General features: G+C 56.9%; 17 protein-coding genes. 13 read left to right on the top strand and 4 right to left on the bottom strand.

The features are described 5' to 3' along the window. Nucleotides 1-39: 39 nt before the first annotated feature. Genes KQX66_RS22850 through KQX66_RS22860 form a run of 3 tightly spaced genes read right to left on the bottom strand, consistent with a single transcriptional unit; the run spans nt 40 to nt 3,264 of the window. Complete coding sequence (locus KQX66_RS22850) at nt 40-504, bottom strand: RidA family protein (protein WP_108533338.1); 465 nt, start codon at nt 502-504, stop codon at nt 40-42. Nucleotides 505-534: 30 nt separating this feature from the next. Further along, nucleotides 535-2,139 carry an N-acyl-D-amino-acid deacylase family protein gene (locus tag KQX66_RS22855; protein ID WP_216795113.1) on the bottom strand — a complete coding sequence of 535 codons (1,605 nt, stop codon included), beginning with the start codon at nt 2,137-2,139 and terminating at the stop codon, nt 535-537. An 18-nt stretch (nt 2,140-2,157) separates the two neighbouring features. Beyond that, nucleotides 2,158-3,264: an alanine racemase gene (locus KQX66_RS22860; RefSeq protein ID WP_216795115.1), complete on the bottom strand. Its 1,107-nt coding sequence runs from the start codon at nt 3,262-3,264 to the stop codon at nt 2,158-2,160. 276 nt (nt 3,265-3,540) lie between these two features. On the opposite strand from KQX66_RS22860, the gene KQX66_RS22865 reads away from it, so the two are divergent. From KQX66_RS22865 to KQX66_RS22900, 8 genes are all read left to right on the top strand, one after another. Beyond that, nucleotides 3,541-5,301: a cache domain-containing sensor histidine kinase gene (locus tag KQX66_RS22865; RefSeq protein WP_216795117.1), complete on the top strand. Its 1,761-nt coding sequence runs from the start codon at nt 3,541-3,543 to the stop codon at nt 5,299-5,301. Next, a complete protein-coding gene (locus KQX66_RS22870; RefSeq protein WP_216795119.1) occupies nt 5,298-6,833 on the top strand; it encodes a helix-turn-helix domain-containing protein in 1,536 nt (511 codons plus the stop codon). Before KQX66_RS22865 ends, KQX66_RS22870 begins: the two co-directional genes overlap by 4 nt. A 99-nt stretch (nt 6,834-6,932) precedes the next feature. After that, nucleotides 6,933-8,273 carry an extracellular solute-binding protein gene (locus KQX66_RS22875; RefSeq protein ID WP_216795121.1) on the top strand — a complete coding sequence of 447 codons (1,341 nt, stop codon included), beginning with the start codon at nt 6,933-6,935 and terminating at the stop codon, nt 8,271-8,273. Between the two features lie 68 nt (nt 8,274-8,341). Beyond that, nucleotides 8,342-9,217: a carbohydrate ABC transporter permease gene (locus tag KQX66_RS22880; RefSeq protein ID WP_216795123.1), complete on the top strand. Its 876-nt coding sequence runs from the start codon at nt 8,342-8,344 to the stop codon at nt 9,215-9,217. 19 nt (nt 9,218-9,236) lie between these two features. Continuing rightward, on the top strand, nt 9,237-10,106 hold the full coding sequence (locus tag KQX66_RS22885) for a carbohydrate ABC transporter permease (RefSeq protein WP_216795124.1): 870 nt from the start codon (nt 9,237-9,239) through the stop codon (nt 10,104-10,106). A gap of 84 nt (nt 10,107-10,190) precedes the next feature. Next, nucleotides 10,191-11,249 (top strand): Gfo/Idh/MocA family protein, encoded by a 1,059-nt coding sequence (locus tag KQX66_RS22890; RefSeq protein ID WP_216795126.1) that lies wholly within the window; start codon nt 10,191-10,193, stop codon nt 11,247-11,249. A 94-nt stretch (nt 11,250-11,343) separates the two neighbouring features. After that, nucleotides 11,344-12,219: a sugar phosphate isomerase/epimerase family protein gene (locus KQX66_RS22895; RefSeq protein ID WP_216795128.1), complete on the top strand. Its 876-nt coding sequence runs from the start codon at nt 11,344-11,346 to the stop codon at nt 12,217-12,219. A 49-nt stretch (nt 12,220-12,268) separates the two neighbouring features. Then, nucleotides 12,269-13,111 (top strand): sugar phosphate isomerase/epimerase family protein, encoded by an 843-nt coding sequence (locus tag KQX66_RS22900; protein WP_216795129.1) that lies wholly within the window; start codon nt 12,269-12,271, stop codon nt 13,109-13,111. Between the two features lie 331 nt (nt 13,112-13,442). On the opposite strand, the gene KQX66_RS22905 is transcribed toward KQX66_RS22900, so the two are convergent. After that, on the bottom strand, nt 13,443-13,916 hold the full coding sequence (locus KQX66_RS22905; RefSeq protein ID WP_010495759.1) for a ribonuclease H-like YkuK family protein: 474 nt from the start codon (nt 13,914-13,916) through the stop codon (nt 13,443-13,445). 427 nt (nt 13,917-14,343) lie between these two features. Between KQX66_RS22905 and KQX66_RS37860 the strand changes: the two genes are divergently transcribed. The 5 genes from KQX66_RS37860 to KQX66_RS22925 all read left to right on the top strand — a co-directional run bounded on the left by KQX66_RS37860 (nt 14,344) and on the right by KQX66_RS22925 (nt 19,244). Then, nucleotides 14,344-14,475 carry a hypothetical protein gene (locus KQX66_RS37860; RefSeq protein ID WP_281940989.1) on the top strand — a complete coding sequence of 44 codons (132 nt, stop codon included), beginning with the start codon at nt 14,344-14,346 and terminating at the stop codon, nt 14,473-14,475. Nucleotides 14,476-14,702: 227 nt separating this feature from the next. Continuing rightward, nucleotides 14,703-15,212 (top strand): hypothetical protein, encoded by a 510-nt coding sequence (locus KQX66_RS22910; protein WP_216795130.1) that lies wholly within the window; start codon nt 14,703-14,705, stop codon nt 15,210-15,212. Then, the gene (locus KQX66_RS22915; protein WP_216795131.1) at nt 15,209-15,910 is read left to right on the top strand and encodes an AIM24 family protein; all 702 of its coding nucleotides are present in this window, start codon (nt 15,209-15,211) and stop codon (nt 15,908-15,910) included. Before KQX66_RS22910 ends, KQX66_RS22915 begins: the two co-directional genes overlap by 4 nt. Nucleotides 15,911-16,016: 106 nt before the next feature. After that, entirely contained in the window at nt 16,017-17,903 is a 1,887-nt protein-coding gene (locus KQX66_RS22920) for an MHYT domain-containing protein (protein ID WP_216795132.1), read from the top strand. Nucleotides 17,904-18,011: 108 nt separating this feature from the next. Next, nucleotides 18,012-19,244, top strand: a complete 1,233-nt coding sequence (locus KQX66_RS22925; RefSeq protein WP_216795133.1) for an MFS transporter — start codon at nt 18,012-18,014, stop codon at nt 19,242-19,244. The last annotated feature ends 31 nt before the right edge of the window (nt 19,245-19,275 follow it).

Raw genomic sequence — 19,275 nt, forward strand, 5'->3', positions numbered from 1 at the left:
CTTCTAAGTTTAAGCCGACCGTCTACGTCTTCGCTTCGCTTAGTCGCGGATTTCCACAATCAGCTCGATTTCGACCGGCGTGTGGAACGGAAGGTCGCTCGTACCGATCGCGGAGCGGGCGTGCTTGCCGTTTTCGCCGAAGACATCGACGAGCAGGTTGGATGCGCCGTTCATAACATACGGCTGATCGCCGAAGCCCGGTGTGCTGTTGACGAAGCCGAGTAGCTTGACGATTTTGACCACACGGTCGAGGTCGCCCAGGTAGCCTTTCAGCACGGCCAGGCAGTTGATGATCGTTTGGCGGGCCGCTTCTTGGCCTTGCTCGATTGTCACGTCCTTGCCCAGCTTGCCTTCGTACATCAATTCGCCGTTAATGCGGCAATCTTGACCGGACAAGTAGAGCAGATTGCCCGTCCGGTTGCACGGAATGTACGTAAAGCGCGGCTCCGGGGACGGGGGCAAAGTAATGCCGAGTTCTTGTAAACGTTGTTCGATTTGGGACATAGATAGGATACCTCCGATAGTTTCGTTAAATTAATGGGCGCAGCACGACGCTGCACGAATAAGTCCGCCTTCGCGGGCATGCGTATGTTGGTCGCCGATGAGCGTTGTTTTTCCCGCCACAATGACGTGCGAGATGCCGTTCGGATACTGTCTCGGCTCTTCGAACGTGGCTAGATCCTGGATCGTATCCGGATTGAAGACGGTCAGATCGGCGGCATAGCCGGGAACGATCAGTCCTCGCTTGCCCAGCTTGAAGCGCTGCGCCGGGAACGACGTCAGCTTGCGGACCGCCTCCTCCAGCGACAGCACGCGCTGGTCGCGCACGTACTTGGCGAAGACGCGAGGGAACGTGCCGTACAGCCGGGGATGCGGCTTGCCGGTTTCGCAGGTCAGGCTGTCGGAAGCGATCAGCGACTTTTCGTAGCGGACCACCTGCGAGACGTCTTCGTCCGACATATGGAAATACACGATCGAGATGCGTCCTTCCTCTTCCAGCAGCAGGTCCATCATGCAATCCGCCGGATGCTGGCCGCGCTCCTCGCTGATTTCCGCGATATGCTTGCCCTCCAGATGACGGCTCTTCTCCGTATGCACCGCCGAGATGACGACGCTCTGCCAGCCGGTGGAGCAGACGAGGTTGTCCCAATAGTCCTGCTCGCGGCCAAGCTCCTCGCGGATGCGTGCGCGGAGCGAAGGATCGCGGAACGCTTCCAGCGTGCCTTCGATGCCGCCTTCGAGCACCCATGGCGGAAGGACGGTCGTCAGCGTCGTAGAGCCCGCGTGGTAGGGGTACACGTCGCAGGTCACGTCCATGCCGCGGGCCCGGGCGTCCTCGATCAGCTCCAGCGCCTCCAGCACCTTGCCCCAGTTCCGCTTGCCGGCAGCCTTCAAGTGGCTGATATGCAGCGGCACGCCGGCTTTCTCCGCAATCCAGATCACTTCCTTGACGGAAGGAATCAGATTGTTGCCTTCGCCGCGGATGTGTGTGGAGAACAGCCCGTCGTACTTCGGCAGGATGGAGCACAGCTCCGCGATTTCTTCCTTGGCCGTATAGCTGCCGGGGGCGTACAGCAGGCCAATGGACAGCCCGATGGCGCCGGCCCGCAGCCCTTCCTCCAGCATCAGCTTCATGCGCTCCAGCTCGTGCGGCGCTGCCGGACGGTTCGCAAAGCCCATGACGGCGATGCGCAGCGCGCCGTGCGCGACGTAGGTGGCGACGTTCTCCGACGGGCCGGATCGGGCCAGGTGTTCCATGTACTGTTCGACGGTTTCCCACGGCCAAGCCCAGTCCGTCTTGCCCAGCACCGGCTGGACATAGCTCTGCAGCAGCTCGGCGCGCTCTTTCACGAAGGGAGCGGGCGCGAGTCCGCAGTTGCCGACGACTTCCGTCGTCACGCCCTGCCTGATTTTGATCTCGCTGTGCGGATGATCGAAAATCATCAGGTCGGAGTGGCAATGGCCGTCGATAAAACCGGGAGCGATGACTTGGCGGTGCGCGTCAATGACGCTTCTCGCTTCCTGCTCCACCCGGCCGACGGCGGCGATCCGCCCGTCTTTCACCCCGACGTCGCCGAAAAACCAAGGGTTTCCAGTGCCGTCCGCAATACGTCCGTTACGAATGATAAGATCCAGCATGATTACGAGCCTCCCCGCTTACTGCAGCTTGCCGCGTGCCAGAACGGCCCGCTCCTCATAGTTGTCGCCGCTCTTGAAATACACTTTGTCATGCAGATTGACCGTGCTGCAAATATGATTCGGGATGATGTGCAGCACATCGCCGGCTTTCAGGCCGGAAGCTTGGGCCGCCGGACCGAGCCGCAGCATGCCATGCTCCTCTGACATCCGCTCCAGCACTGCGTCCTCCAGCTCGAGGATGTGCCCGAAGCCTTGCAGCTGCATCGGGTCCGTATTCGGCTGCACGTCGGTGGCGAACGTCTTGCTTCCTCCGTCTACCACGGCCAGGTCGTCAGCCGGCCGGCTGACGACGGTTACGCGGACGCTGCCGGCGCAATCGCCGAGCGAGCAGACGCCGAGGCGAGCCTGCATCCGGTCCTGGAACACGTACGTGCCCGGCCGGATTTCGGTCACGCCTTTGGCCACCGCGGCCTGAAGGCCTGTCGGCGTGGAGCCGACGCTGACGTCCGCAATCGGCACGCCCTGCGCGCGAATGCGGTCCGCGAGCTCGGCCATCAGCCGGCCTTCCTCAGCGCCGGCCGCTTGCAGATCGAGCGTCGGCTTGCCGCCGAGCAGCGCGCCGCGGAACGTATAGATGCCCGTCAGGCGCAGGCCTTCCATCGCGTGGATGGCGGATGCCAGCGCTTCCGCTTGGTCGTACGGCACGCCTGTCCGACGCAGACCGGTATCGATCTCCAGGCGGACCTGCAGCTCGCGTCCGGCCTCAAGGGCGGCTTGGGAGAGCAGCTTGGCCCCGTCCAGACTGTCGACGCCGACGATCAGCTCGATTTGCCCGCTGAGCCGTACCGCGCGTGCGATTTTGGCCGGGGTGACGAGTGGGTATGCGATAAAAATGTTCTTGATGCCGTGCTCCGCCATCACTTCCGCTTCGGACACTTTCGCGACGGTGATGCCTACCGCGCCGGCGTCCAGTTGTTTCCGCGCGATCCATGGCATTTTGTGCGTTTTGGCATGGGGCCGCAGCGCGATGCCGAGCCTTTTGGCCGAGTCGGCCATGGAACGGATGTTGCGCTCCATGATGTCCGTGTCGATGATTACGCTGGGGGTGTCCAGTCGGTCGTTCATCGTCTCACTCACTCCCATAATATTTTGAATATTCTGATAGGCATAAGAGCACCGCCCTGATTCGAGCTGATTTCCCCTCTTCAGACCGGTCGTTTCCGGGGGCTGCATGGTCCCCGGGTCATTCTGAGAAAGATACTAACATAATCCAGCGTGAAATCAAACAAAAAGTTTTTTTGGTTGAAAAAAAGTATGTTAGCTTCCCCCTGAAAATGTGCTAGTATTAAGGCATCGCAACGCTTACAATTCTATTTCCAAGCTAAACGGGGGAACGACACAATGAAACGGTGGCTGTCGAAGTCGCTCAAACACAAGCTGTCCCTGCTGCTGCTGATTGCGATTGTCCTGCCGCTGCTCGCCACGGGAGCGGTTTCGTACAATATAGCGACCTCCGCCACAGAGGAGAAGGCGAAGCAATCGGGCATGAACACGCTGCGTCAAATCGCGGACAAGCTGGAGTTCGTTATACAGGACGTCGAGAACATGTCCCTGTTCATTATCGGCCAGCGGGAGGTTCAGGCGTATCTGGACAACGACCGGGAGGACGTGGCCCGCTATACGCTGAACGTCGGCTTTTTGACCAATCTGGCCTTTTCCAAAAAATACATTTCCAACATCACGATCAATTCGGCCAACGGCTATCCGCCGCTATCGAACACGACGGTGCTTTATTCGGGCCTGCCGGACGTGCTCCGCAAAAATGAGGAAATTTACCGCAGCAGCACCAAGTGGTGGACTCCGCTGTACGAGAATCAGACGACGGAAGGGCTGAAGAAGGTCGTCTCCCTTGTTCGTCCGATCCGCAACGTGAACAACTTCAAGCCGCTCGGCGAGCTGTCCATCAGCTTGGACGAAGCCGAGATTGCCCGTTATTTGCAGGAATCCGGCTGGGAAGCCAAAGGGTTCATCCTGCTGCTGGACGCGAACAACCGGATTTTGTCCGGCGGAGAGTCCGCGTGGCTGAACCGTCCGGTCAGCGAGCTGTTCCCGGATATCGGGCCGATGGCGGAGGCGAGCGGCGTGCTCAATTACGGCCAAGGCGACGGGCAGAAAACGATTTTGTACTATACGCTCCCGAGCCTGAACTGGAAGCTGGTCGGCTTCATCCCGACCCAAATCTATACGGCGCAGAACGTCTATGTGCTGACGGTTACCGCGGTAGCGGTCGGCATCTCGCTGCTGCTGGCCGCCGGACTGGTGCTATATTTCATCCAGTGGGTGACGCGGCCGCTGACCCGGATGACGCAGACGATGAAAGACATCAACCCGGACGAGCCGATCCCGACGTACGAGGTGAAAAGCAGCGACGAGGTCGGCCTGTTGCTGCACAGCTACAACAAGCTCAGCGACCGGATTCAGCGGCTGAAGGAGCAGGTGCAGCTGAACGAGGCGAAGAAAAAGGAAGCCGACATCCTTGCGCTTCAGGCGCAGATCAATCCGCACTTTTTGTACAATACGCTATCCTCGATCCATTGGATGGCCTTGATGAATCAGGACCGGCAGATCGCCGAGATGATCGGGGCGCTTAGCGATTTTCTCCGGTTCAGCCTGAACAAGGGCGAGGAGTTTTGTCCCGTGCAGCAGGAGATTGCGCATGCGCAGAACTATGCGTACGTGCAGTCGATCCGCTTTCCCGGCCAATTCGAGATGGAGGTATATATCGATCCGGCCATGCTCCAGACGCCGATGCTCAAGCTGCTGCTCCAGCCGCTGATCGAGAACAGTCTAATCCACGGCATTCAGAAAAAGCAGGAGCCCGGCTTCGTGTATGTTCACGGCGAGCTGAGCGGCGCGCGGATGAAGTTTGTCGTGGAGGATACGGGCATCGGCATCGAAGCGGACAAGCTGCGCGAAATTCGCCGGCAGCTTGCTTGGACGGGGAACGGCGCGCCGGCGGCCAAAACGAGCTATGGCTTGCGCAACGTGCACCAGCGCCTGCTGCTGCATTACGGCAGCGAAGCGGGGCTGACGATCGACAGCGAGCCGGGCAAAGGCACCCGCGTTTCTTTTAGCATTCCGGTATTGGAGGAGCCCGCATGAAAATTTTAATCGTAGACGACGAAGTGATCATAAGGAACGGTCTGTGTACCGTCATCGACTGGAAGGAGCTTGGCTTGACGCTGCTTCCTCCGGCTTCGTCCGCCGAGGAGGCGCTGGCGCGCATCCCGGTGGAGAAGCCGAATATTTTGCTGACGGACATCCGCATGCAGGGAATGGACGGCATTCAGCTCGCGCATGAGGTGAAGCGGCTGCTCCCGGACACGGAAACCGTCATTCTGACGGGCTACGACGATTTTACGTACGCCCAGCAGGCGCTGCGCGAAGGAGTCACCGACTATCTGCTTAAGACAAGCCGCCCCGAGGAAATTATTAAAGCGGCGATGAAGGCGAAGCAGCGCATCATGGACAAGTGGGAGAATGCCAAGCAGGAAACGATGCAAACGGCGGCGCTGCGCAGCCAACTGCTGGACCGGCTGCTGATTCAGGGCGACGAGTCGTCCCTGGCGCCGGTGCAGGCCTGGTTCCGCAAAAACGGCGTGCAGCCGGACGAATCGTCCCTGGCGCCGATGCGGGTGCTGCTGCTCGCGGCCACGGGCTGGGGGGACGGAGCGCTGGCCGCTCTTCTGCTCGGCGCAGCCGAAAATATGCTCTACGAGCTGCTTCCGGCGGTGACGATGGTGAAGGCCGACCGCATCGTGCTCGTCCTGCGAGAGGAAGCCCGCGTATCGGACTGCGGCGGCTTGGAGCGGGCCATTGATCGGGTGCGGCAGACGCTGAAATGCACGGTGTTTGCGGCGCTCGGCCGTTCCGTTGCTTCGTACGGCGAGCTGCAGGCCTCTTACCGGGAAGCCGGGACGGTATTTGCGTACCGCGGACTCCTCGGGACCGAGGGGCTATACACGTCCGCGGATATCGCGGACCGCTGTGGCGGCCGGACCGTCTGCTCCCAGAAGGAGGAGTCGGAGCTGGCGGCCATTCTGATGAGCAACAACGGAGCCGACCTGCGGCATTGGGTGAACCGGAAGGTGCGGGAGCAGCTCGAAGATCCGGCGGCCACGCCGTCTTCGGTGCAGGCGTTTCTGCAATCGATGGTCATTGCCGGCCACCGCTGGCTGGAGCGGTCGCAGGGCGGCGGGAAGCCTGAGGCAGCCCTCCATACGTTCGAGGTCGATTCGCGCGCCGAGGACGAAGTGTTCAAGCTGCTGTCTTCGGTGATGGCGGCGTTCCACGAGGCGATTGCTGACAAGCCCTATGCGTATATTCAAAAATCGATCGCCTACATCAAGGAGCATCTGGATCAAAACTTGTCTCTGCAGCAAGTGGCCAAATTCGTTCACTTGAACCCGAACCACTTCAGCGAAGTGTTCAAGCGGGAGACGGGACTGAACTATATCGAATTCGTCACGCGGGAGCGGATGCGGCGGGCTGCGGAGATTTTGCAGGAGTCGCAGGCGAAAATCAGCGAAGTGGCGAGCAGGGTTGGCTACGAGGACATCAAATATTTCAGCCAGCAGTTCAAAAAGCATACCGGACGGACGCCGACGGAATTCAGGCAGTCGGTCAAAGACTGAATTTTTTCCACCCTAAGGCCGAAATCTCTCCCGTTACGTATCCCGGGGATTGTCCTCTATACTGAAGCAGTACACACATACACAAGGAGGGTTCGTAAGATGAACAAAGCGGCTACAACGGGAGTCCTGTTGACCCTCTCGCTTTCGCTCCTCGCCGGCTGCGGCTCGGGTGGAGACCAAGCGGGAACAGGCGGCAGCGCGGGCGGAGACAAAGGAAAAGCGTCCGATAAAGTAAAGCTTTCGCTCTGGCATAATTTCACCGGCGACGATCTGCGCGCCAAAACGATGCGGGGGATCATGGAGCAGTACAAGAAGGATCACCCGAACGTGGAACTGGATATCCAGGGCATTCCGCCCGATGGTTACAGAGCTCGTTTGAAAACGGTTGCGGCGGCGAACGAAATGCCCGACTTGTTTGTGATGTGGCCGGGCGTCATGACCAAAGAATTCGCCGGAGGCGATCTGCTTCAGCCGATCAACCCGCTGCTGGACAGCAAAGCGGATTGGAAGAACGGCTTCCTGCCGGGCTCCTTCGACGACTTCACGCTGAACGGCAACATTTATGCCGCTCCGATGGGGCTGTCGCCGACGTCGATTTTATACTACAACAAAGCGATGTTCGATAAACATAATGTCAAGCCGCCGAAAACGTGGGACGACATGATGAGCTTGGTCGAAACGTTCAAGAAAGAAAAAATAACGCCGATCGCGCTCGGTAACAAAGCGGCGTGGCTGGCCCAGTCCAGTATTTTGAGCTCCTTGGCCGACCGCGTGACGGGAACGGAATGGTTCCTGAACGCAGCCGAGCAAAAAGGCGCGAAGTTCACCGATCCGGAATTCGTGCAGGCATTGACATACTTGCAGCAGCTCGGCAAAGCCGGCGCGTTCCAGGACGGCTTCAACAGTATCGATAACACGCAGATGGAGCAAATGTTCGCGCAAGGCAAAGCGGCGATGATGATCGACGGCGGCTGGGCGCTGACGAACCTTGCAGCCAATGCGTCCAAAGAAGTGCTGGACGGCATGGACGTGACGGTGCTGCCTTCCGTTCCGAACGGCAAAGGCGACCCTAACTCGATTGCCGGCGTCGTCGGAACCGGTCTCGGCATGAGCAAGAAGACGTCCGGCGCAAGCAAAGAAGCGGCGTATGAGCTGATCTACGCCATGTCCGGCCCGGCAGCGCAGAAAGCGACGCTGGAAAGCAACCAGCTCGTCAGCTACAAGGTTGATCTCGACACAAGCAAGGTGTCCTCGCTGTTCGCCAAAGTCCACAACATGGTAGGCACCGTGAAACGGACGCCGGTCTATGACGGACGTCTGAGCTCGGCCGCAGCCGATGTCGTGAACAACGGCCTGCAGGAACTGCTCATGGGCGCCAAGCCTGAAGACATAGCGAAGAAAATTCAAGACGCGCAAGCCAAATCGGTCGGCGCGAAATAAGATGGGCCGCGCGATTCCAGCTCTTCACCGGGGCTGGAATCGCCAGTTCCGGAAGAAGGAGGGGTTCCATGACGGCAGCGGCACGTATTCGAGGGTTTATTGCGATAGGTCTTCTCCCGGCCACGCTGATTTTCGTCTTTTTCGCGATTATACCGATTTTCTGGTCTGCGTATTACGGCTTTTTCGATTGGAAAGGGATCGGGGCTGCGAAGTTCATCGGCTTCGACAACTACGTGGAAGTAATCCGCGACCCGATATTCTGGCTTTCGTTTAAAAACAACATGCTGATCGTCGCCGCTTCGGTGTTCGGTCAAATTCCGATCGCGCTTATTCTGGCGCTTGTGCTCACAAGCAGCTCGCTCTTTCAGCGGATGATCCGCGCTTCGGTGTTTATGCCGATGGTGCTTTCCTCGGTCGTTGTGGGGATCATTTGGAGCTACATTTACCACCCGCAAATCGGCATTTTGAACTTCCTGCTCGACGCCCTCGGCCTCGAATCCTGGAAGATGCAGTGGTTATCCGATCCGAAAATATCCATGTATATGCTCATGATCCCGATTATCTGGAACTACATCGGGCCGTACATGATTATGTTTATCGCCGCGCTGCAAAATATTTCCCCGGAAATTGACGACGCTTCGCGAATCGACGGTGTCGGTCCGGTCCGGAAATTGTTCTCGATCACCCTGCCGATGATTTGGGATACGATCAAGGTTGCCGTCGTGCTCTGCATCTCGGGCAGCTTGAAGGCATTCGACCTGATCTACGTCATGACCAACGGAGGACCGGCGCACTCGACCGAGCTGCTCGCTTCGTATATGTACAACAACACGTTCAACGTCTTCCGCTTCGGCTACGGCAGCGCCGTCTCGACCGCGATCATTATTCTCAGCCTGCTGTTGATTCTGGGAAGCCAATACCTCATGAAACGCAATTACCGATAATGGAAAGGAGGGACCCGTCATGGAACAAGCTTTGTCAGTAAAAACGGGAAGCGCCACGGGCAAAGTCGGGGCAAAATGGAGCCGCGGGCTTATCAACGTCCTGCTCACGCTTTACGCCCTTGTTACGCTTTATCCTCTGTTCTGGTTGTTCGTCAGCGCTTTTAAAACGAACGAAGAGTTTCATTCCAAGCCGTTCTCCTTGCCGGAGGTATGGCAGTGGGACAACTTCGCGCGGGCTTGGGAAGTATCGGCGATGGGAACGTCGCTTGTCAATTCGACCATCGTTACCGTCTTGTCGCTGATTATGACACTGGTGCTCGGAGCGCTGGCGGCTTACGTGCTGGCACGGTTTGATTTTAAACTGAAGCCTTTGTTCATGGGCTTGTTCTTGCTCGGCATGCTTATTCCGATTCACAGCACGCTCGTGCCGCTCTTCGTCTTGATGAAAAAAGTCGGGCTGCTCGATACGTACGCGGCGCTCGTGTTCCCTTATACGGCGTTTGAGCTGCCGCTGGCGATCTTCGTCGTTGCAGCGTACTTGACTGCGATTCCGAAAGAGATCGAAGAAGCCGCGCTGATCGACGGCACGGGGTATTGGGGCATCTTCTTCCGCATGATGCTGCCGCTCAGCCTGCCGGCCTTGTCGACCATAGCGATTCTTGGCTTTTTGCGGTTCTGGAACGATTTCGCGTTCGCGCTCGTCTTTATCAGCAAGCCCGCTTTAAAAACGATTCCGCTCAGCTTGTCCGTCTTTGCCACCGGGTATGCGACCGACTACAAGCTGACGATGGCTGCGATGTCGATCGCGGTGCTGCCGACCATTATCGTCTACCTGCTGTTCCAGGAACAGATTATGAAAGGGATGACGGCCGGGGCGGTCAAGGGATAAATTGATCTCATGCGGGGAGAAATATTTGTAATTCACAGACTTGGACAAATGTGGTAGTATCCGGGTGGAGAGAGGGGGATCAGCATGGCTGGTTTGAAAGTAGCAGTGATTGGCGCAGGCTCGATTTCGGAAATGCATTTAACTTCGTATCAAAATCATCCCGAGGCAGAGCTCGTCGCCGTCTGCGACCTGGTGGAAGAACGGGCGCGGCAGGCCGCCGACAAGTTCGGCGCGAAAAAGGTGTACACCGATTACCGCGAGCTTCTGGCGGACCCGGAAGTGGAAGCGGTCAGCATCTGCACCTGGAACAACTCTCATGGCGAGATCAGCATCGCGGCGCTCGAAGCGGGCAAGCATGTACTGTGTGAAAAGCCGCTGTGCACGACCGTCGATAAGGCGCTCGAGGTGGAAGCGGCGGTTCGCCGGAGCGGCAAGCTGCTGCAGGTCGGCTTCGTGCGCCGGTACGGGACGAACACCAAGGTGCTGAAAAAATTCATCGACGCGGGCGAGCTCGGCGAGATCTATTACGCGAAAGCGTCCTATCTGCGCCGCCTCGGCAATCCGGGCGGCTGGTTCTCGGACATCGAGCGTTCGGGCGGCGGACCGCTGCTCGACATCGGCGTGCATGTGATTGATCTATGCTGGTACTTGATGGGCCGTCCGAAAGTGAAATCGGTGACGGGCAATACGTACAAGAAGCTCGGCAACCGCTCGAACGTGCAAAACTTGAGCTATTATCAGGCCGCGGACTTCGACGCTTCCAAAAACACCGTTGAGGATATGGCGAACGCGTTGATCCGCTTCGAGAACGGCGCTTCGCTGATGGTGGACGTCAGCTTTACGCTGCATGCGAAGAGCAACGAGGTGGCCGTGAAAATATTCGGCGAGCGGGGCGGCGCGGAGGTCGAGCCCGACTTTACGATCGTCACGGAAAAGCACGATACGATTTTGAACGTGACACCGCAGATCGACAATTCGAGCTTTGATTTTATGGCAGGCTTCCAGAACGAAATCAATACCTTCGTCGACTGCTGTCTCGGACGGGCCGAACTGATCAGTCCGGTCGAAGACGGCGTAGAGCTGACCAAGATTATCTCCGGCATCTACGAGTCGAGCGAAAAAGGCATCGAAATTCAATTCTAAAACCAAGTCCGGTGAACGGCGCGCTGCGCGGGTGGAAGAAGGTCCGCCGGCTCTGCCTCGTTCACCGGACTTCTGAATATGGAGGAGAGCGGAGATGAAATTGACGAACAAAATCGGCGTGATCGTCGACAGCTTCGGAGTCGGGGTTCGCGAAGGGCTGCGCAAGGCGAAGGAGGTCGGCGCCGACGGCGTGCAGATTTACGCGGTTAGCGGCGAGATGGACCCGGCCGCGCTGACGGCGGAGGCAAGGCGCGAGCTGAAAGCATACATCGCTTCGCTGGGGCTCGAAATTTCCGCGCTCTGCGGCGACCTGGGCGGGCACGGCTTTCAGGACGGCGCGGCCAACCCGGCAAAGGTCGAGAAGTCGAAGCGCATTCTCGATCTGGCGCTCGATCTCGGCACCAACATCGTAACGACCCATATCGGCATCGTGCCCGAGGATACGAACGGCGAAGTATACCACAACATGCAGACGGCCTGCGAGGAGCTCGGACAGTATGCCAAGAGCTGCGGCGCTTATTTCGCCATCGAGACCGGCCCGGAGCGGTCCGCTCATTTGAAAAGCTTCTTGGATACGCTCAGTACGAACGGCGTCTCGGTGAACTTCGATCCGGCAAATATGGTCATGGTCACGGGAGACGACCCGGTAGAGGGCGTGCGGCTGCTCAAAGATTATATCGTCCATACGCATGTGAAGGATGGCATCCGGTTCCGCGAGGTAGACCCGCGCGAAGTGTACGGCGCGCTCGGCTTCGAGCCGATGGATCATGGCAAAATCGCGCAGATGGTCACGTCCGGCGAGATTTTCAAGGAAGTGCCGCTCGGCGAAGGGAAGGTGCCGTTCGACGCTTATTTTGCTGCGCTACAGGAGATCGGTTATCAGGGCTATCTGACGATCGAGCGCGAAGTCGGCGTACAGCCGGAAGTCGACATCCGGCTTGCGGTCGATTTTATTCGCCGCTATAAATAACGAACGCGGACAATGGGAACCGGGGAATAACAGCGGAGGAGCGACGAGCATGAAAATTGCGCTGAGCGTATGGAGCGTTCATTCTTATTTCAACAGCGGCGAGTGGTCGCATGCGGATTTGGCTGAATTTGTGGCCAAGGAGACGCAAGCGACAGGCATCGAGGTGCTGACGCGGTATTGGAAGCCGGAGGAGCTGGAAAGCTTCCGCGCCGCGCTCGACCGCCATCAATTGCAAGTAGCCGCAATCGGGGCGTCCAACAACTTCTCCTTTAGCGATCCGGCCAAACGCATGGAGCAGGTTCGCGAGATTACGGGCGCGGTCGATTTGGCCCGGACGTTGGGTACCCGCATCGTTCGCGTATTCGCCGGCGACGTTCCGCCGGACGGCAGCTCCTATGACGAGGTCAAAGGCTGGATCGTCGAAGGGCTGCGGGAAGCCGCCGCGTACGCTGCGGAGAAGGACGTTCTGCTGTGCCTGGAGAACCACGGCGTATTCGCCGGGAAGGCCGATCAGGTGCTCGGCATCTTGCAGGAAGTGAACTCGCCATTCCTGCGCAGCACGTTCGATACGGGCAACTTCCTGCTCGTGAACGAGCATCCGGGAGAAGCGCTGGAAACGCTGCATGCGCAAGTCGCCCACGTACACTTCAAGGACTTCGTCCGCGTGGACGAACATTACGAAGGCCGTTCATATCAAGCCTTGTCCGGCGACCGATTTGCCGGGCGCATCGCCGGAGAAGGCAGCATCGATCTGAACAGCCTTATGACAAGGCTGCGTCAAGCGGCCTACGACGGCTGGCTGACAGTCGAGTACGAAGGCGACGACGAGCAAAAATCCGGCGCTACCCGTTCGGTCGCAAACCTGGACCGAATTTTATCTACTATTATATAAACGCAAAAAAGAGGGCGTTCACGCCCCAAGGTGTCTGGAATGTGGTCTAAACAAAAATAGAGATAATACATAGGTGGGATATCTACTGGAGGAGCGCTAGCGTTCGCCTTTGTCTGCGGGAAATGTCCGCTGTTAAGCGTCTTCCAATCAAATTTCCCGAGGACCCGGGGTCCCCGCAAAGTAATCGGACTAAGCTTCCCCGATTCAACTTCACTTTGTGGGGTGGAGCAGCGACCGGAAGTAGATACCCCACCCCACGTACACCTCTATTATCTCACCTGACCACTTTCTTACACTCTGAAGGGCATCCAAGCCCTCTTTTTTGCGTTCCTCACTCCGCAAATCGGTCCGCCACCGAGCTGGCGCCGAACGACATCGGCTTAATACGCGCTTCGTAGCCGACAGAGGTGACCCAGCCGCAAATTTCCTGGATCAGCACCTTCGTCTCGCCCTGCTGGCCGATGTCGATGTGAATTTCCAGCGGCCACTGGGAAGTCAGATCGCTCATTCCGCTGCGGTTCAACAGCTCGACCAGCTCCAGGCTGAGCTCGGTTTCGCGGTATATGCGCGTGCGCAGGTCGAAGAGCGGGCGGCTGCTCCTTTTACGATAAAAAAAGCGGGCTCCCTTGCCGATCCGGTGAATGATGACGGCCGTGACGAGCGTCGTGCTGCGCCGGGTCGTATGGGAATCCGTTCCGATAACCAATTTATAGCTTGCTTCCTGATCTTCTTGGACAAAGTCGTGCAGGATTTTAACCATTTCCTCCAATGCAACGGAACCTCTAGTCGGGCTAAGGAACATCATCTGTCATCCAACTCCCTCCAAGATTGAAAATGACCCCATAGCTATAGTTTACGCCAAAAATCGTTAAAATAGTTTAAATTTGCAGCGGATCGACTGGAATCGGAACTTGGAACTCAACGGGTAGTCAACAGAAAAGCAAAAGACCAAACGAGGTGCAAAAAGAGGATCGGTGTAATAGAGTAGAGCGTGCTAAACCCAAGTTGTTCGTAAAAGGAGCCAGGTCCTTTAAAAAGAGCCCAAGCCTTACGGCCCAGGCCAATGAAAAAAACATCCTCTTTTATTGTAAAGTAACGGGAGTTCAAATTCAAATCGTTAGACCATCGGTAAATTTTAATAAAATTCTGAAAAATAATTCAAAATAGAGCGCTTTCATCATATAATGGAATTAACCTGTCAGCGGCATCGCTGTAAAAGGAGGCTTGGCGCCATGGAGGGAAGATTTTCCGTTGGACTCGTTATAGGAACGATGCTCAGTATACCGCTGTGGGTATCCGCTATCGGGTGGATGAGGCTCGCAGGTTCCGCTGTAGAATATTTATTCCGGCATCATATCATCTAATGATCGGACAGAGTGTGTGAAGATAGCCCGGGGATCCGTTCCGGTCGTCTTGCTCCTCCGTTTGTCTATCGTCATAAGACCGCACTTTCCGCAGGTGAAAGCTTCCGGAAGAACGCGGTCTTTTCTTTGTTCTCCGCATAAGAGGAGCATGTTCCTTTTTGTCGAAAAAACAGGTAAAATAAAGGAAATACGCCTGTAATTCGTACGACAGGAAGGGGAGAGCACGTATGAAAACGATGCCGTATCCGTTCAAGAAACCGGAATGGGGAATCAAGGCCAAAGCGGGGACGGCTTGCCTTTTTCTGCTGCTGACGCTTCCCTGGCCTGTCGCGCAAGCAGGTTTTATGGACCGGGTGAAAGACATTTACGACATGCCGGAGCAGATCGGACAGCTCCAGAATCAATATAACGAGACGAAGCAGGAGCTGGATCGAAACCGGGAGCAGCTTGAGACGACGTTGAAGCGCTCGGAGGAAGCTGCGGAACAATACAAAGCGATGGAGCAACGGCTGATGGAGGAAAATCGCGAGCTTCGCAGCCGCAACGAGCAGTTGGAGCAGCTGATCCGGCGTTTGGAAGAGGCGGAGGAGGCGAGTGCGCAGCGTACGAGACAAATTGTTCGGACGGCGCTGACGGGAGTGCTGCTTGTTGTGCTCTATTTTGTTCTGATGCGCGTGATTCGGCTGGCCGTATGGCGCCGGAACCGCAGCGCAAGCCACCGGGGAGGGAACGGATGAAGATTCATGTAGAAGAAGGAGCTGGAAGCGACGGACAGGCGGCAGCCGTGGAGCTTGCCGCCGGCGAAGCCGCCTTGGTGCTGCATCCGAAGCAGATCATTGCCTTTCAGGGCCGTTCCGGAAGCCGGGAGGACCGTCTATTGAATGTGGCCGGAGTTTATCGGAAGAAGCGTTGGATCGAGTCGCGTTTGACCGGCCCTGCCCGCTTTGTGCTGGGCGTTCCGGCAGGCTACAGTTTCCGGGCGATGGAACTGCCGGAGGATAGCAGCCTGCTGTTCGACATCCGGTATGTGCTGCTGTACAGCGAAGGGATGAAGCTGCAGAGCCGGTTCCAAAAAATCAAACAAGCCGTTGTTACGCAGGACTGGATTCGGATGAAATTTTCCGGCGGCGGCACGCTCGGTCTGCTTAGCTGCGGCCCTCTGTGCGAGCTGACGATCGATCCGTCGGAACCGGTCTATGTCGATATCGGCTGTCTCGTCGCATATCCGGAGGAAGCCAAGCTGCAGCTTTGCGTCTACGGTAACCCGCTTGCAAGCCAGCGCATGAACTACCATTGGGAAATTACCGGCTCGGGCAAGGTGCTTTTGCAGCCTTCCAGACCGAGATTCGGGCTGGCCGATCCTTTGCAGGGCGATTCCTTGTTCAAACGGATTTTGAGAGAAGCGCTTCCGTTCGGCGGAGTCATTATAAAGTAAAATTTATGAAAAAACATGAAAAAGCAGGAATTCCTTGTCCTCCGGTAGAAATGGTTTACTAGAAGATGAAATTTGACGAAAATTGCAAAGGGATGGGAGTGTGTGTATGGAGTACCTGCACGGAACCTACAGTATCCCTCTTGTCTTGCTGTCCGTCTTTATTTCCATCTGTTCCTCGTATTGCGCACTGGATTTAAGTGAAAGGATGCCGAAGCTGTGCGGCCGTTCCAAATCGCTGTGGATGGTACTCGGGTCCGTCATCATGGGGCTCGGCATTTGGTCGATGCATTTTATCGGCATGCTGGCTTTACATCTTCCCGTCGACGTTCGCTATCATTCTCTTTATTTAGTTTTGTCCATTTTATTGCCGATAGGTGCTGCTTGGGCTCCGCTCTCTGCCATCTCCGGGGATGCGCCGACCCGGCGCCAGTCGCTGGCCGGCTTTCTATGGATGGGTCTTGCGATTGCAGGGATGCATTATACCGGGATGGCCGCGATGCAAATTCCCGGCATGATTACGTATAACCCGTATTGGATCGGCGTGTCGCTGCTCATTGCTTTCGGCGCTTCGTTCGTCGCTTTTCGCTGGGCGTTCGTTTACCGAAAAATACACGAAGGGAGACCGCCGTCGTTTTCGGCAAAATGCATAACGGCCGCTCTGCTTGGCTTCGCCATAGCAGGGATGCACTATAGCGGCATGCAAGCGGCCAATTTTCAAGTGAACGGAGCATTGAGGCATGGTGCAGGAGAAGCTCTTCAAGGCTTGGACGATATGCTTCTGGCATCATGGATCGGGGCGGCGGCACTTATCGTGCTTCTGCTCTTCGCTTTCAGCCAATTTCTGGAGCGAAGATTCGCGCAGCGGCTTGCGGATGGGAACAAGCAAAGATACGACTCTGTCTTCGAGCATAATCCCGACATGGTTTGTCTGTTCGATTTGAGCGGGCGGGTTCTTCGGGCCAATCCCGCAGCCGAGCGCATTAGCGGGTATTCCCGGGAGCATTTTGTCAGCCAGCCCTTCACCCGCTTTATGAACCGCCGGGACAGCATGAAGATCCGCGCCTGCTTCGCCGAGGTGCTGGAGGGGACGCCGCAGACGCTCGAATGCTCCATTCGCCACCGGGACGGCCGAACCGTGCATTTGAGCACGACCATCGTGCCGATGATGGAGGACGGAAAGATCATCGATATCTACACGATCTCGAAGGACATCACCGTGCAGAAAAAAACGGAGCGGCAGCTGATCGAAGCGAAGCTGGAGGCCGAACGCGCAGCCCGGGTCAAAAGCGAATTTCTCGCCGTCATGAGTCACGAAGTCCGCACCCCCTTGAACGGGGTGATCGGGATGAGCGAGCTTCTGCTTGAATCCGAGCTGAACGAGGAGCAGCGCGAGTACGTAAAGATTATCGGCAAAAGCGGCAAGGCGCTGCTGTCCGTCATCAACGACGTGCTTGATTTTTCCAAGATCGAATCGGGCAAAGTGAATATAAAGAACGAGCCTTTTCATCTGGCGGAATGCCTGCAGGAGACGCTTCGTCTGTTCACGCCGCAAATCCAGCACCGCGCGCTTGAACTGAATGTGTACTCCGATTCCGCGGTACCCGAGTTTCTGATCGGAGACGAAGTCCGGCTCAAGCAAGTTTTGATCAATCTGATCGGGAATGCCGTCAAATTCACGGAACAGGGGGGGATTGAGGTCCGTATTCGGCAAGTATGCCGCAGGGGAGAGCAATTGGAGCTTGAGTTTGCGGTCCGGGATACCGGCATCGGCATCCCGGCAAAGGCGATTCCGGATTTATTCCAGCCATTCTATCAATTGGATGCTACAGCGCGCAAGCACGGGGGCACCGGCCTCGGTCTGGCGATAAGCAAAAAACTGGTGGAGCTGATGGGCGGCAGCATACGGGCGGAATCTTCTCCGGGAAACGGAGCCGTCTTCGTGTTTACGATCCAGGTCCGCTGCACCGAAGATAAGATGGCCGTACGGCTTTAGCTGTTCGGCCCTTATTTTTTTGTCCGCCGTTGGACGGAAAAGCAACCTTTGTTTCTTTAGCTGCGTATTAATTATGGGTTTCTTCGTCAAGAGAAAGGATGAGAACTTATGACCACTTCTTCACCGGGTATGGGCAATTTATTTCGCAACCGGTTCGTACAAGTCATCCTGCTGTCGGGTTTACTGCTGCAAATCGGCATTTGGGTGCGCAACTTTGCCATTTTGCTGTTTGTTGTCGATCAGACGAACGGGGATTCGAACGCCGTTGCGATGATCTCAGTGGCTGAATTTGCGCCGATCTTTATTTTCTCGTTTATCGGAGGTACGTTCGCGGACCGCTGGAGGCCGAAGCGGACGATGGTCTGGTGCGATATTCTCAGTGCGGTATCCGTCTTTGCCGTGCTGCTGACTCTGGTATACGGCAGCTGGAAGGCCGTATTTTTCGCCACACTGGTTTCTGCCATCCTCTCTCAGTTCTCGCAGCCTTCGGGGATGCGGCTGTTCAAGCTGCATGTGCCCGAGGCGCTCATTCAGGCGGGTATGTCGATTTACCAGACGATGTTCGCGCTGTTCATGGTGCTGGGCCCGATTCTCGGCACATTCGTCTATCAGCGTTTCGGCATTGTGGTAGCTATCGCCATCATGGGCGTCGCTTTTCTGCTTTCCGCCCTGGTACTCGCCATGCTGCCGCCGGATACCGAAGAGGAGACGGCCAAGGAGCGCACTTCCATTCGTGAGGAAATGGCCGCCGGTTTCCGTTACGTGCTGTCCCGAAAGCTGCTGACCACGCTCGGTCTTTGCTTCATGATCGCCGGCTTCGCGATCGGGCTCATTCAACCGCTCGGCGTCTTCCTGGTCACGGAACGGCTCGGGCTGCATAAAGAAAATTTGCAGTGGCTGATGACCGCAAGCGGCGTAGCGATGATTGTGGGCGGCGGAATTGCCATGGGGCTGTCGAAGAAATTCGCGCCCCAAGTGCTGCTCATGATCGGTATGGCGGTCAGCGCCGTAAGCGTTGCTCTTACGGGCTTTTCCACGGTGCTGTGGTTTACGCTGTTCGCACAGTTCCTCGCAGGCTTGGTACTGCCCTGTATTCAGATCGGCATTAACACACTTATTTTGCAAAATACGGACTCAGCGTTTGTCGGACGGGTGAATGGCATTTTGAACCCGATTTTTATGGGCTCGATGGTTGTGACGATGAGCTTGGCCGGCCAGCTGAAAGGGATGTTTTCGATCGTGGGGATGTATGAAGCGTCGGCCGTTCTATTTGCTCTTGGCGTGCTGGTCATGCTTCCGGTCATGCGTATGCCGGCGAAGGCCGGGATGCCCGAAGGTTAAACGGGTAGCAGTAAAGCAACAGGGAAGAGGA

Origin of the sequence: Paenibacillus oleatilyticus (genome assembly GCF_018998565.1) — a bacterium.
GTDB classification, from domain to species: domain Bacteria; phylum Bacillota; class Bacilli; order Paenibacillales; family NBRC-103111; genus Paenibacillus_G; species Paenibacillus_G oleatilyticus.